General features: G+C 67.8%; 12 protein-coding genes. 2 read left to right on the top strand and 10 right to left on the bottom strand.

Annotated features, from left to right (window positions below; all coding sequences use genetic code 11):
* Positions 1 to 84 precede the first annotated feature (84 nt).
* From WS54_RS04130 to WS54_RS04115, 4 genes are all read right to left on the bottom strand, one after another.
* On the bottom strand, positions 85 to 921 hold the full coding sequence (locus tag WS54_RS04130) for an ABC transporter permease (RefSeq protein WP_027782591.1): 837 nt from the start codon (positions 919 to 921) through the stop codon (positions 85 to 87).
* A 37-nt stretch (positions 922 to 958) separates the two neighbouring features.
* Entirely contained in the window at positions 959 to 2,215 is a 1,257-nt protein-coding gene (locus tag WS54_RS04125) for an ABC transporter permease (protein WP_059785082.1), read from the bottom strand.
* Positions 2,216 to 2,326: 111 nt separating this feature from the next.
* Positions 2,327 to 3,373, bottom strand: a complete 1,047-nt coding sequence (locus WS54_RS04120; RefSeq protein WP_059784016.1) for an ABC transporter substrate-binding protein — start codon at positions 3,371 to 3,373, stop codon at positions 2,327 to 2,329.
* Between the two features lie 76 nt (positions 3,374 to 3,449).
* Positions 3,450 to 4,550, bottom strand: a complete 1,101-nt coding sequence (locus WS54_RS04115; RefSeq protein WP_059784018.1) for an ABC transporter ATP-binding protein — start codon at positions 4,548 to 4,550, stop codon at positions 3,450 to 3,452.
* 108 nt (positions 4,551 to 4,658) lie between these two features.
* Here WS54_RS04115 and pdxR point away from each other — a divergent pair, with 108 nt between their 5' ends.
* Positions 4,659 to 6,179, top strand: coding sequence for a MocR-like pyridoxine biosynthesis transcription factor PdxR (pdxR, locus tag WS54_RS04110; protein WP_059784019.1), 1,521 nt, complete (start codon positions 4,659 to 4,661; stop codon positions 6,177 to 6,179).
* 30 nt (positions 6,180 to 6,209) lie between these two features.
* Here the strand turns inward: pdxR and WS54_RS04105 are convergent, their stop codons facing one another.
* From WS54_RS04105 to WS54_RS04085, 5 genes are all read right to left on the bottom strand, one after another.
* The gene (locus WS54_RS04105) at positions 6,210 to 7,244 is read right to left on the bottom strand and encodes a lipase secretion chaperone (protein WP_059784021.1); all 1,035 of its coding nucleotides are present in this window, start codon (positions 7,242 to 7,244) and stop codon (positions 6,210 to 6,212) included.
* A gap of 3 nt (positions 7,245 to 7,247) precedes the next feature.
* Entirely contained in the window at positions 7,248 to 8,342 is a 1,095-nt protein-coding gene (locus WS54_RS04100) for an alpha/beta hydrolase (protein WP_059784022.1), read from the bottom strand.
* Between the two features lie 221 nt (positions 8,343 to 8,563).
* Positions 8,564 to 10,687: a TonB-dependent copper receptor gene (locus WS54_RS04095; RefSeq protein ID WP_059784024.1), complete on the bottom strand. Its 2,124-nt coding sequence runs from the start codon at positions 10,685 to 10,687 to the stop codon at positions 8,564 to 8,566.
* 83 nt (positions 10,688 to 10,770) lie between these two features.
* Positions 10,771 to 11,139: a DUF2946 family protein gene (locus WS54_RS04090; RefSeq protein WP_059784026.1), complete on the bottom strand. Its 369-nt coding sequence runs from the start codon at positions 11,137 to 11,139 to the stop codon at positions 10,771 to 10,773.
* A 155-nt stretch (positions 11,140 to 11,294) separates the two neighbouring features.
* Positions 11,295 to 11,831, bottom strand: coding sequence for a cytochrome b (locus WS54_RS04085; protein WP_059784028.1), 537 nt, complete (start codon positions 11,829 to 11,831; stop codon positions 11,295 to 11,297).
* A gap of 225 nt (positions 11,832 to 12,056) precedes the next feature.
* Between WS54_RS04085 and WS54_RS04080 the strand changes: the two genes are divergently transcribed.
* Positions 12,057 to 12,695, top strand: a complete 639-nt coding sequence (locus WS54_RS04080) for a Pr6Pr family membrane protein (protein WP_059785085.1) — start codon at positions 12,057 to 12,059, stop codon at positions 12,693 to 12,695.
* A 67-nt stretch (positions 12,696 to 12,762) separates the two neighbouring features.
* Here WS54_RS04080 and WS54_RS04075 read toward each other — a convergent pair whose 3' ends face one another.
* Positions 12,763 to 13,497, bottom strand: a complete 735-nt coding sequence (locus WS54_RS04075; RefSeq protein ID WP_059784029.1) for a peptidoglycan DD-metalloendopeptidase family protein — start codon at positions 13,495 to 13,497, stop codon at positions 12,763 to 12,765.
* Positions 13,498 to 13,540 lie beyond the last annotated feature (43 nt).

Here is a 13,540-nt window from a genome sequence, read left to right as displayed (position 1 = left end):
CGCCGCGTCGGACGCGCGGCATCGTTGAAGACGCAACGATCGGCAGCCTCGCAGCCCGCCGAACGGTGCGGCCGGCGCCGCTATTTACGACACCGCGCGCCGCGCATTGCGGCCGCGCAGCCACTCGAGCGCGAGCAGCAGGCTCGTCGAGAAGACGATCAGGATCGTCGCGAGCGCGGCGATCGTCGGGCTGATGTTCTCGCGGATCCCGGTGAACATCTGGCGCGGCAGCGTCGTCTGGTCCGCGCCCGCGAGGAACAGCGTGACGACCACTTCGTCGAACGACGTCGCGAACGCGAACAGCGCGCCCGACATCACGCCCGGCGCGATCACCGGCAGCGTCACGCGGAAGAACGTCGTGACCGGATTCGCGCCGAGCGACAGGCTCGCGCGCACGAGGTTCTGGTTGAAGCCCTGCAGCGTCGCCGCGACCGTCGTCACGACGAACGGCACGCCGAGCGCCGCGTGCGCGGCGATCAGCCCCGTGTAGGTATTCGCGAGCCCGAGCGGCGCGAAGAACAGGTACATGCCGACGCCGACCACGACGACGGGCACGATCATCGGCGACAGCAGCACGGCCATCAGCAACCCCTTGCCGCGGAAGTCGGCCTTCGTCAGGCCGATGGCCGCGAGCGTGCCGAGCACGGTCGCGACGACCGTCGCCGACGGCGCGACGATGAAGCTGTTCTTCGCGGCCATCCGCCACTCGTCCGATGCGATCAGGTTCTCGTACCAGCGCGTGGAGAAACCCGGAATCGGATAGACGAGGAACGTGCTCGACGAGAACGACAGCGGCACGATCGCGAGCACCGGCAGGATCAGGTACAGCAGCGTCAGCACGACGAGCACGCGCAACGCGACGTACCACGCGCGCTCGACGAACGACATGTGCGGCGCGAACAGCGGCCTGGCGAGTTTCATGGTGGGCATCCCCTTCCCGTTTCCCTGTGCCCGGCGCTCAGCCGAGGCTCACGTTGGTGCGCGTGAAGCGCCCGTACACCGCGTACAGCACGAGCGTCGCCGCGAGCAGCAGCCCGCCGAGCGCACACGCCATGCCCCAGTTGATCGTCACGTTCGTGAAATACGCGACGTAGTAGCTGACCATCTGGTCGTTCGGCCCGCCGAGCAGCGCGGGCGTGATGTAGTAGCCGATTGCAAGGATGAACACGAGCAGCGCGCCCGCGCCGACGCCCGGATAGGTCTGCGGCACGTACACGCGCCAGAACGCGGCGAACGGATGGCTGCCGAGCGATACGGCCGCGCGCTGGTAGGTCGGCGGAATCGACTTCATCACGCTGTAGAGCGGCAGGATCATGAACGGCAGCAGGATGTGCGTCATCGAGATGTACACGCCGACGCGATTGAACAGCAGCGTCAGCGGATGCGAGATCAGCCCGCTGCCGAGCAGCGCCTTGTTGACGAGCCCTTCGCTCTGCAGCAGCACGATCCATGCGGCGACGCGCACGAGCACCGAGGTCCAGAACGGAATCAGCACGAGGATCATCGCGAGGTTCGCGCGCCGTTCCGACAGCGTCGAGATCCAGTATGCGAGCGGATAGCCGAGCAGCAGCGCGAACAGCGTGACGGCGATGCCGATCACGAACGTGCGCCCGAAGATCGCGAGGTAAATCGACTGGTCGGGATCGGCCTGCACGATATGGCCGAAACCGTCCTGCTTGTGGTCGAGCGCCGCGAGCAGGTAGAACGGCGACACCTGGCTGCCGTTCTTCGCGATCGCCTGCCAGTACGCGAGTTCGCCCCAGCGCGCATCGAGGTCGATGAGCCTGGCGCGCGTCTGCGCAGGCGACGGCGCCGCGTCGCCGTCGCCCTTCAGCGGCATCGTCCGCGCCGTCTTCGCGACGAGCGAGCGATAGCCGGGAATCTCGGTGTTCAGCCGTCGTGCGAGCGCACCCATCGCCTCGCTGTCGGCCACCTTCGTCATGTCGGCCGCGAGCGCGACATACGCGGCGTCCGCCGGCGGCGTCTTGCGGTCCCAGCCCGACAGCGCGGCGACCGTGTTCGGCAACGCGGTCGCGATCTCCGGGTTCTGCACCGCGCGCGTGAGCAGCGTGCCGATCGGCACGACGAAAATCAGCAGCAGGAAAATCGCGAGCGGCGCCACCAGCAGCAGCGCCATCGTGCGCTTGCGGGCCTCGGCAGCCTTCAGCTCGCGCTTGAGTGCGGCGGTCGACGGCGAGGAAGGCGCAATCGTCATCGTATTCAACGGTTCTCTCCGGCCGGGCACGCTCCGGCGGAATGCCGCGCGACGCGATCGACGCGTCGCGCGGCCGGTTGCATCACGACATCCGTGAGGATGCCCGACCGGTTACTTCGTTGCCCACGCGGCGAAGCGCTGTTCGAGCTCGTCGCTGTGGTCGGTCCAGAAGCCGATGTCCTCCAGCACCGCGTTCTTGCCGTTGGCCGGCGAGTTCGGCAGGTTCGCGAGCGTCTTCGCGTCGAGCGACTTGATCGCGGCGATGTTCGCCGGGCCGTACGCGATGTGCTGCGCATACGCCTGCTGCGGCTTCGGCGTCAGCGTGTACGCGATGTACTGCTCGGCGAGCGCCTTGTTCGGCGAGCCCTTCGGAATCGCCCAGTAGTCGAGGTCGTAGATGCTGCCGTTCCACACGACCTTCAGGTTCTTGCCTTCCTTCTGCGCGGCGTCGATGCGGCCGTTGTACGCGGTCGACATCACGACGTCGCCGGCGACGAGGAACTGCGGCGGCTGCGCACCCGCTTCCCACCACTGGATGTACGGCTTCAGCTCGTCGAGTTTCTTGAACGCGCGATCCTGGCCGGCCTTCGTGCCGAGCACCTTGTAGACGTCCTTCGTCGCGACGCCGTCGGCCATCAGCGCGAATTCGAGGTTGTAGCGTGCGCCCTTGCGCATCCCGCGCTTGCCGGGGAATTTCTTCACGTTCCAGAAATCGGCCCAGCCGGTCGGCGCCGATTTCAGCTTGTCGGCGTTGTACGACAGCGCCGTCGACCACACGAAGAAGCCGACGCCGCACACCTGCGGCGATTCCGGGATCAGGTCGGATTTCTTCGCGATCTTCGACCAGTCGAGCTTCTCGTACAGCCCTTCGTCGCAGCCGCGGTTCAGGTCGCCCGATTCGACTTCGACCACGTCCCAGTTGACGTGCTTCGCCTCGACCATCGCCTTCACCTTCGCCTGCTCGCCGTTGTATTCGACGGCCGTGACCTTGTTGCCGGTGGCCTTCTCGAACGGCTGGTTGAACGCGACCTTTTGCGCGTCGCCGTTCGCGCCGCCGAAGTTGACGACCGTGAGCTCGGCAGCCGTGGCCGATGCGCCGAACGCGACCAGTGCCAGCGCGAGCGCCGTGCGGCGCGCGGTGAAGCTTGCTCGTTTCATGATGGTTCCTCTCCTCTCGTGGTGGAAGTGGGCTTTGTTGTTGACGACGTGCTGCGGAAAACCGGGTTAGCCATGCTCACGCGAATACGCGCAAATGTTCGGGCGAGAACGCAAGCGAGACGGGCGCGCCGGGCGAGAACGCGTCGAGCGCGCCGGTGCCGAGCGGCACCTTCACGAAGCATTCGTCCTGCCCCGGCAGCACGCAGCGCATGCGCACGTGATCGCCGAAATAGATGAGGCTGCGCGCCTCGCCGCTCACGCAATTGGCGGTGCCGTTCGCGCCGTTCGCGCCGTGCGCCGCGAGGCTCATGCGCTCGGGGCGGATGCACGCGACGGCCGATGCGCCCTCGGCGGCTTCGCCGATATGGCGGCCGACGAGCTTCGTGCCGTCGTCGAGCCGGAATTCGCAGAATTCGCCGTCGACGCGCGCGATGGTGCCGCGCAGCCGGTTGCTGTCGCCGATGAAGTTCGCGACGAATTCGTTGCACGGCGATTCGTACAGGCGGTCGACGGTGTCGAGCTGCTGCACGATGCCCTTGTCGAACACGGCGACGCGATCGGACATCGTCAGCGCCTCGCCTTGGTCGTGCGTCACGTACACGAAGGTCACGCCGAGCTTTTCGTGCAGCGCCTTCAGTTCGTACTGCATGTGTTCGCGCAACTGCTTGTCGAGCGCGCCGAGCGGCTCGTCCATCAGCACCAGCTTCGGCTCGAACACGAGCGCGCGCGCCAGCGCGATGCGCTGCTGCTGGCCGCCCGACAGTTGCGCCGGATAGCGTTTCGCGAAGCGCTCCATCTGCACCATCCTCAGCGCATGCGCGACGCGCTCCGCGCGCTCGGCGGCCGGCAGCTTGCGCACCGTCAGCGGATACGCGACGTTCTGCTCGACCGTCAGGTGCGGAAACAGCGCGTAGTTCTGGAACACCATGCCGATGTTGCGCTTGTGCGGCGGCACGTTGTTCAGCAGCTCGCCGTCGAGGCGGATCTCCCCGCCGGTCGGGAATTCGAAGCCGGCGAGCATCATCAGGCAGGTCGTCTTGCCCGAGCCGGACGGCCCGAGCAGCGTCAGGAATTCCCCGCGGCGGATGTCGAGGTCGAGCGATTTGACGACGAGCGCCTCGCCGTCGTAGGTCTTCCGCACGCCGCGAAAGCTGACGATCACATCATCGGACTTCATCGTGCTGTCCCCCTGGCTCCGCGACAATTGATTTTGAGATGCGAGTCACTATACGGTGCGCACGGTTCTACAATAGGGAACCATTTCAATATTCCAAGTAGGACCACTTTGGATACCGTGATCGTCGCCGACTGGCTCTCCGCCCGCATCGACCGCAGCTCGCCCGAACCGATGTACCGGCAACTGCTGCAACTGATGCAGCAGGCCATCCTGACCGGAGAATTGGGGCCAGGAACAAAGCTGCCGAGTTCGCGCACGCTCGCGGGCGACCTGTCGATCGCGCGCAATACGGTCCTGCACGTGTACGACCAGCTGACGGCCGAAGGCTACGTGCTGACGACGACCGGCAGCGGCACCTACGTGGCCGACACGCGGCCGGACGCCGCCGCGATCCGGGTGCCGGGCGTCACGGCGCCGTCGGTCGCGGACGAACCGCCGCCGCCCGACGCGCAGGGCAGCCTGTCGATGCGCGGGCGGCAACTGATCGAGCATGCAGGCGTCTCGCGGCGCCAGTGGGGCGCGTTCATGCCAGGGGTGCCGGACGTGTCGGAATTCCCGAGCCGCACGTGGAGCCGCCTGCAGGCGCGGCTGTGGAAGGAGGCCAATCCGGAGCTGCTGACCTATGCGCCGGGCGGCGGCTACCGGCCGCTGCGGCGCGCGCTCGCCGATTACCTGCGCGTCGCGCGCTCGGTCAAATGCTCGCCGGACCAGGTGATCATCACGACGGGCATCCATCAATCGATCGATCTCGCGGTGCGGCTGCTGTCCGACATCGGCGATCGCGCGTGGGTCGAGGAACCCTGCTACTGGGGCGTGCGCAGCGTCCTGCAGGCGGCCGGCCTCGCGCTCGCGCCGGTGCCGGTCGACCAGGAAGGGCTCGACCCGCGCGCGAGCGACATGCAGCGTCCGCCGCGGCTCGTGCTCGTCACGCCGTCGCATCAGTACCCGCTCGGGATGGTGATGAGTCTCGCGCGGCGCCGCATGCTGCTCGAATATGCGCGCCAGCACCGCTGCTGGATCATCGAGGACGACTACGACAGCGAATTCCGCTACGGCAGCCGCCCGCTCGCGTCGCTGCAGGGGCTCGACGACGGCGGCCGCGTGATCTACGTCGGCAGTCTCGGCAAGATGCTGTTCCCGGGGCTGCGGATGGGCTACATGGTCGTGCCCGAGCATCTGGTCGACACCTTCCGCACCGGGCTGTCGGAGCTGTATCGCGAAGGCCAGTTGATGCAGCAGGCCGTGCTCGCCGAATTCATCATGGACGGCCATCTCACTTCGCACGTCAGACGAATGCGCACGCTGTACGGCGAGCGCCGGCAACTGATGATCGACGCGATCCGCGCGCGCTTCGGCGACGCGCTGCCGGTGATGGGCGACGAGGCCGGCCTGCATCTGGTGCTCGGCCTGCCCGGCGCGTGCGACGATCGCGCGGTCACGCAGAGCGCATTCGACGCGGGCGTGATCGTGCGCCCGCTCACCAGCTACTACAGCAACCTCGACACCGCGCGGCAGGGCCTGCTGCTCGGCTATGCATGCGTCGCGCACGAAGGCATCCGCCCCGCGTTCGACACGCTCGCCGATACCATCGAGCACCATCTGCCGCGGGACATCACGCGCGCGGCATGAAGCCCGCCGCATACGGCGGCACCCGATTCGTCAATGCGCGCTGCCCGCTCCACGATCGAGCGATGCCGCGCGCACGGCTTCGCCGGGCTTCGTGAACACGCGCTGCCGCAGCGCGCCAATCTGCGCGTCGCGATCCCGCGGCGACAAGCCGGCCGATTCGATCTGCGCACGCTGCGCCGCGTAATCCGCGTAACGGCTCTGCCACGACGCATCGTCCTGCTGCATCTGCGCGACGCGTGCCGCCGCCTCGGGGCCGAGCGTCTGCGTCAGTTGCGCGCGCATCGCATCGGGCGTCGCGCCGCTCTTCTGCAATTGCGCGATCCGGTCGATCGCGGCGCGCTGCCGATCCACCCGCTGCTGCGCGTCGCGTTCGTCGGCCGGCATCTGCTGTTCGAGCGCCGCGAGTCGCTCGGCCTTCTGCGCATCCGTCAGTGAGCGATCCTGAACGATCTTCAATCGCGCCAGGTCGTAGCGCTGCCGCCACTGCTCCGCGCCGAAGAACGGCTGGCTCCAGTCGCCGAGCGTGCGGTACGCGATCGACGCGCGCTGATCCAGTGCGACCTGCAGCGCGCCCAGGTCCGACTTGTCGACCGCTCCGGCATCGCGCAACGTCGCGAGCGCATCGAGATACGCGCGATACCGGTGCCATACGTCGAGCGCCTCGGCCTGCGCGACCGTGCCGTCGAGCTGCGCGGCGATCTCGCGTACGACCAACGCATCGAGCGCGGCCGCGCTCAGGTCGCTCTGCGCACTCAGGCAATAGTCGAAGAAATCGCGCACCGCGCGCGACTTCGCGAGATGCCCGCCCGCATCGAGCGGCAACCGTGGTGCGCTGGAACCGGCGAGCGACGGCGGCAGGCCCGCACTCGCCGGCACGGCGGGCTGCGGCGCGGCAGCCGCCACGCCGCCCACCGCGGCCGTATCCGGCGTGTCGCTCGCGACGCCCGTGCCGCGATGCGATCCCGCACCGCTCCACATCGCGACGCCGGTGATCGCCGCCAGCCCCGCGACACCGTAGATCGCCACGCGCCGCGTCAGCGGCGCGCGCCCTTCACGTTCCGCCATCGATCACACGCCCGCGAGCTTCAACCGGTTCGCATGCGTGCGGATCACGGCGACCGGATCTTCCGCATACGCGCCGCGCACGCCCAGCAACTGGTTGATCTCGTCGAGATGGTTCCACTTGTAGCTCGTGCTCAGCACCTTGCCGTACAGTGCGCTGCACTTCGACACGAGCCCGTCGTTCTGGCCCGAGCCGCGGTTGATCATCACCGTGCCCGTGCCATACAGCGCCAACGTCGACAGGTCGAGCGCGTTCGCCGGATCGACGACCGGAACGGTGCTCGTGTCCGTCGCCCCCGTCACGCCGAGCACGGAAAGCGTCGGCTGGATCGCCGTGCCGGCCCACGAATACAGCAGATGCGTGTTGCCGCCGACGGTTTCCGTCGACGCGCCGGTCTGGCAGCTTCCGGGCGCGCCGAGGCCCGCGCTCGGATAGTTCTGGTTGTAGGTGGCGGCCTGCGCGGTGGTCAGCGTCTTCAACGACGCGAGCGCGTCCTGGTTCGTGTTGTGGCTGCTGCTCGTCAGGATGCCGAATACATTGACGAATGCGGCGATCACCGTCGACGACAATCCGGTCGGATCGTACGCGAGCACGCCCTGCACGAAGTCGGCGAACTCGGAGCCGCGATGCGGCGTGCCGATCGTCGTCACCGACGCGACGAGATCGGGTGCGACGGCCGCGACATAGCGCGACGTCAACCCGCCCTGGCTGTGACCGACGAGATTGACCTTGGTCGCGCCGGTCGCGGCGAGCACCGTCTTCACGTAAGCCAGCAACTGTTCGCCGCGCCCGTTCGGGCCGTCGTCGCTCTGGAAGCCCGACAGGTTCGCGACGTAGACGGTCGCGCCATGCTGCTGCAGGTCTTTCTGGATGCCGTACCAGTACTCGAGTACGCCTGCATACTTGTCGGTGCCGGTCAGCCCGTGCACGAGAATGATCGGATAGCGCGTCGTCGCATAGTCGTCGACGGGCGCGGTTGCCGCCATCGCCGTGCGCGTCGTCGCGAGCGTCGTCAGCGCGGCCGTCCCCGCGAACGGCGCGACGCTCATCGCGCATGCCACTGCCCCTGCCATTACCCTGGAACGCATCGATCTGGCCATGCATGTTCTCCTGATTATTGTGCTGCCGGTGCGAATGACACCGGATCGACACGCATGCCGCATCGCGCGCACCGTGTGTGTCGACTGCGGGAGTGAAGCACGACTCGCGAACGTTTGCGCCCCGACTAGATACGGTTCTCTAATCGGTTGACGCGCACCGCCCGTTCGGGCGGTGCGGCGTTCATGCATGCGCATGCTGCGACGCACATGCGCGATGCGCGCTACAGCTTCGCGCTCACGCGCACCCACGCGGTCCGCCCCGGCTCCATCACCGGCGCGTTCGCCGGATAGCCGAAGCCCGCGTTGCCGGCGAGGTTCAGATGCTCGGTATAGGCCTTGTCGAGCACGTTGTCGACGCCCACCGAGATCTGCACGGTCTTGCTGACGTTGTACTGCGCATGCAGCGACAGCACGCCGAATCCGGCGCTCGGGCCGAAGTCCTTGCCGACCACGTTGCCCTCGTTCAGTGCGTAGCGATGCTGCGGCGCAACGATGCGCCACAGGCCGCCCGCCGACCATGCGCCGCGCGTGTATTCGACCCCGATGCGCGCTTCGAGCGGCGGCATCTGCGGCAGCGGATCGCCGCTCGCCACGTTGCGCCCCCACGCATACGCAAGCGACGTCTCGACGCGCAGCGGCGCGACCGGCCGCCACGACACGCCCGCTTCGCCGCCCATGATCTGCGCGTTGACGTTGGTTGCCTGCGTGGTCGGCCCCATCATGCCGGCCGCATAGTTGAACAGGATGAAGTCCTGTACGTAGCCCGCGTACGCCGACACCCATGCATCGAACCGGTCGCTCCTGTATTGCGCGCCGATATCGAGCTGGGTGGTCTTCTCCGGCTGCACCGCCGAGAACGCGTTGACCGAGCCGGCCGGCCCGCGCGTCGCCGAGAACAGTTCCCAGTAGTCCGGATAACGCTCCGCGTGGCCGATCCCCGCATACCACGTGACGGGCAGCGACGCGAGATCGCGCTCGTAGCGCACGAAGCCGCTCGGCAGCACTTTCGTCCGATCGTCGTCGAAGGTCGGGTTCGGCTTGCTCGTCATCATGCCGCGCTGCATCGCACGCTTGTCGCGTGCGCTCGCATAGTCGACGCGCGCGCCGCCGATCACGCGCGATACGTCGCTCGCATACCACGTCAGCTCGCCGAACACGCCCGCGTTCCACATCGTCGCCTGTGCATCCCACGGCTGGTCGCGGTAGTTCTGCTGCCCCATCGACGACCGCGAATCGAGCCGGTTCGATTGCGCATCGACGCCCGTGACGAGCTTGAAGTCGTCGCCGAAGCGGAACGTCGCGGCCGCCCGTGCGCCGACCGTGCGGCGTCGCACGTCCGCGGCCATCCGCATCGGCATGCTGCTCGTCGGGTCGGGTTGCCGCAACGTGTAGTTGTCCATCACATGATCGGCTTCGTTGTAGTACACGCGCGCCTCGATCCGGTCGAGCACGTCGCCGAGATGCCGCTTGTCGAACGACAGGCCGAACGTCTCGCGGCGGAAATGCGCGCCGTCCATCCCGCGGCCCGCGTAGCGCGCATAGCCGTCGCCGGTGCCGGCGGTCAGCTCGACGCGCGTATGGTCGTCGGGGGTCCAGCCGAGCGCCGCATCGGCGTTCCACTTGTCCCACTGCGACGGCACGGTGTTGCCGTTGCCATCCTCGTAGTCCTGCGAATGCGCGTGGTTCGCGGTCACGCGGCCGTAGACGTCCGGCGTGCCGGCGCTCAGGTCGAGGTTCTGGTCGTTGCGGCCGAACGACCCGCCGACGAGACTGCCGTCGAAGCGCATGCCGGGGCGCTCGAAACGCGGCGTCACACGCTCGAACAGCACGGTGCCGGCCGACGCGCCCGGACCATACAACACGGTCTGCGGCCCCTTCACGACGGTGACCTTGTCATAGCTTTCCGGCGCGATATACGACGTCGGCGCGTCCATCCGGTTCGGGCACGCGCCCAGCGTCGGCATCCCGTTCGCCAGGATGTTCAGCCGCGACCCGAACATCCCGCGCAGCACGGGGTCGCCGTTCGTGCCGCCGCTGCGGATCGACGTGAAGCCGGGGATCGTCTTCAGGTAATCGGCGCCGTCGCTCGCCGGCAGCGGCTGGCGCGGCGCCTTCGGATCCGTGACGACGACGAGCGGCGTCGACAGCGGCGACGCGACGACTTCGACGGGCGGCAACAGCACGGCGGCGGCGTCCGCCGGCGCGCCGGCCGCATGTGGGGTGTCGGCCGCGGCGGCGCTCGCGGCCAGCGCGCTGGCAGCCAGCGCGGGAACGGTAAGTTTCAGCATGCGCGGCAGCGGTCGCGCACCGGTATTGCGCGACGCACGCAACTGGAAATTGATCATGATCGAAAGCCCGAGTGGCGCCCTCCACGCGGCCTCGACGGGCCGCACGGATATCGGCGGAAGTAGGAACGGCGGGAAACGCGTCAGGCGCGCTCGGGCGGTGCGCGCGGATACGCGCGCGGATAGCGGTCGCTGCGCGCCGCGACGGCAGGCGACGTGACGGCGGAAACGGAAACGACGGGAAGGAAGTCGACCGATGCGGCGGCAGGCGCGCCGATGGCCGGGCTATGCGCGAAGAAACCGCAGTAGCCGCACGCGTCGAGATGCAACGCATGACCGTGCATGCCGCCCGTATCGGACGAACGATGCGCACCATGATCGGTACTGCAGACGATCGCATCGGGCGTCGCCGCTTGCGCGATACGCCACTGCGACACCAGCGGCGCCGCGATCGCGATCCAGATCGCGATCAGGCCAAGCCAGGCAGTCAGGTGACGATGTCGGTGCAGCATGCGCGGCGACGAGTAAGCGGAATGTAAAGGCAGCCGAGATGTTACAGAATGTTCGACGTGGTGAACAGTGCGGGCGACGGTAAACGAACGGGGGGCGCATGGTTGTCAACGCAACCATGCGCCCCCGCGTGCTGCGCGCGCCGGAAACGGGACGATCAGGGCGCCATGCGCCGCAGCACGTCGTCGCGCCGGATGAAGTGATGGTAGAGCGCGGCCAGCGCATGCAGGCCGATCACGAAATAGAACGCGTTGCCGATCAGCTCGTGCGCTTCCTTGATCGTCGGCCGCAGCGCCTTGTCGGGGCCGAACAGCGTAAACGACACGCCGAGCCAGTCGAGCGACACCGGCTTGCCGCCCATGTTGATCATCATGATGCCGAGCAGCGGCTGCGCGATGATGAACACGTAGAGCGCGACATGCGCGAGCTTCGACAGCCAGCGCAGCAGCGCCGCCTGCGGAATCGCTTCCGGCACGCGGCTGACGACTCGCCACAGCACGCGCAGTACCGACAGCACGAGGACGAACGTACCGGCCGTCAGATGCACGTTCATCCATAACGCACGGCTGTCGCTGCCTTTCGGTCCGCGAATCTCGATGGCCAGGTAGGCCAGCGCGACCAGCACGAAGATGGCCCAGTGGAAGAAGATCGCGGGCGAGCTGTAGCGCGTCTGTTTCGCGAGGATGTTTTTCATGCTTCGTCTCGTTTTGTATTCGGGGAAGGCGCCAGTTGCAACCGGACGACGCCTGGCAATGCTGTGGCGATTGTAGCCGCACGGGCGCCCGGTTTTACACGACGCGATCAAATATCCGACGTATCGTCGACGCGCGCCGCGCAGGGCCGCCCTATGGAAAATCCGCATCGCGCACGCAGGCGGCTGTGGCACGATGAAGCTTTGGTGCGACGGCGCGCGGGCATCATGAGCAAAGCGTTCTTCGTTGCGGCCTACCGGCTGATCGCCGCGTTGCTCGCGGTGTCCACCACGCTGCACAGCGTCGCCGACTACTGGCGCCTGCCGAACTTCCATCTCGGCAACTACCTCAGCTACTTCACGCAACTGAGCAGCCTCTACGCGGCCGCGATGCTGGCCGCGGGGCTATGGCGCATCGCACGCCCCGGCTCGGCCCGCTACGAATCGATGCGCGGCGCGGCGGTGCTGTACGTGCTGATCACCGCGATCGTCTACGAGCTCCTGCTCGCGCGGCTCGATGCGCTGCGCCACGTCACGCCGGCGTTCAACAACTGGGTACTGCACCGGATCGTGCCGCTCGTGATGCTGTGCGACTGGCTGTATGTCGAACCGCGCTCGCCGATTCCGCGCCGCAGCGCATTCGCATGGCTCGGCTTTCCGGTCGTCTATCTCGGCTATACGCTCGTGCGCGGCGCGGTGGAGAACTGGTATCCCTACCCGTTCGTCGATCCGCGGCCGCACGGCTACCTGCCCGTCGCGATCCAGTGTTCGCTGATCGCGTTCGGCGCGGCGGCGCTCGCATTGGGCATTTGCTGGCTCGGCAATCGTGCGAGACAATCCGGCGCCGCGACGCTCGAGAAAGGATGAAGGTGGAAAAGATGAAAGGGGGCGGGAACGTGTGCGCCACCCGGCGCACACGTGGCGATGCCGACGATCAGCCGCCGTTGCGCGGCAGGAAGTTCATCGGATCGACGACCTTGCCGTTCTGACGGACCTCGAACTCGAACGTCGAACGACCGCTCGCGTCGGTGCCCATTTCGGCGACCGGCTGCCCCTGGCGCACCGCGTCGCCCTCGTTGACGAGCAGCTTGCCGTTGTGCCCGTAGGCCGTGATGAGCCCGTTGTCGTGCTTCAGGATCACGAGCGGACCGTACGCCTTGACGCCGGAGCCCGCGTACACCACACGCCCGTTTGCCGCGGCCCGCACCGAATGGTCGGGCCCGGACGCGGCGATCACGACGCCGCGCGTCTTGCCGGCCGAGAACGGTGTCGCGACGACGCCCGTGGCCGGCCATGCGAGCGAGCCCGGCTGGGCGGCCGCCGCGGGCGGCTGCCCGTACGAGGCCGCGGCCGGCGGCGGCGCGACCCGCAGCACCTGGCCCGGCGACACGGCGTCGGTGGGCGCCATGTGGTTCCAGCTGGCCACGTCCTGCACGCGCTGCCCGTAGGCGCTCGCGATGCCCGCCAGCGTATCGCCCGGGTTCACGCGGTAATAGCCGGCGATCACGCCCGGCGTCGCCGCCGACGTAGGCGCCGGTTGACGCGTGGGTTGCCAACTGTCGGTCCACGGCGTCATCGTGCAGCCCGCCAGCGCGATGGCCGCGGCAACGAGCGCCGCCTGCGGCAGCCAGCGCGTGAGCGCGTCGTGGATGGGAATAGTTTCTCTCAAGGGTCCTCCCGGATTTGCCGTCGTTGCGCCGCCCACCGCCCCC

The sequence above is a fragment of the Burkholderia sp. NRF60-BP8 genome (assembly GCF_001522585.2).
Taxonomy (GTDB): domain Bacteria; phylum Pseudomonadota; class Gammaproteobacteria; order Burkholderiales; family Burkholderiaceae; genus Burkholderia.
The sequence above is the reverse complement of the archived record's forward strand: the minus strand, read 5'-3'. Positions and strand labels throughout refer to the sequence as shown.

Coding starts and splice junctions, on each gene's coding strand:
- WS54_RS04125 (WP_059785082.1), bottom strand. CDS start 2,215: ATGACGATTGCGCCTTCCTCGCCGTCGACCGCCGCACTCAAGCGCGAG.
- WS54_RS04120 (WP_059784016.1), bottom strand. CDS start 3,373: ATGAAACGAGCAAGCTTCACCGCGCGCCGCACGGCGCTCGCGCTGGCA.
- WS54_RS04130 (WP_027782591.1), bottom strand. CDS start 921: ATGAAACTCGCCAGGCCGCTGTTCGCGCCGCACATGTCGTTCGTCGAG.
- WS54_RS04100 (WP_059784022.1), bottom strand. CDS start 8,342: ATGGCCAGATCGATGCGTTCCAGGGTAATGGCAGGGGCAGTGGCATGC.
- WS54_RS04085 (WP_059784028.1), bottom strand. CDS start 11,831: ATGAAAAACATCCTCGCGAAACAGACGCGCTACAGCTCGCCCGCGATC.
- WS54_RS04115 (WP_059784018.1), bottom strand. CDS start 4,550: ATGAAGTCCGATGATGTGATCGTCAGCTTTCGCGGCGTGCGGAAGACC.
- WS54_RS04080 (WP_059785085.1), top strand. CDS start 12,057: ATGAGCAAAGCGTTCTTCGTTGCGGCCTACCGGCTGATCGCCGCGTTG.
- WS54_RS04090 (WP_059784026.1), bottom strand. CDS start 11,139: ATGCTGCACCGACATCGTCACCTGACTGCCTGGCTTGGCCTGATCGCG.
- WS54_RS04095 (WP_059784024.1), bottom strand. CDS start 10,687: ATGATCAATTTCCAGTTGCGTGCGTCGCGCAATACCGGTGCGCGACCG.
- WS54_RS04105 (WP_059784021.1), bottom strand. CDS start 7,244: ATGGCGGAACGTGAAGGGCGCGCGCCGCTGACGCGGCGCGTGGCGATC.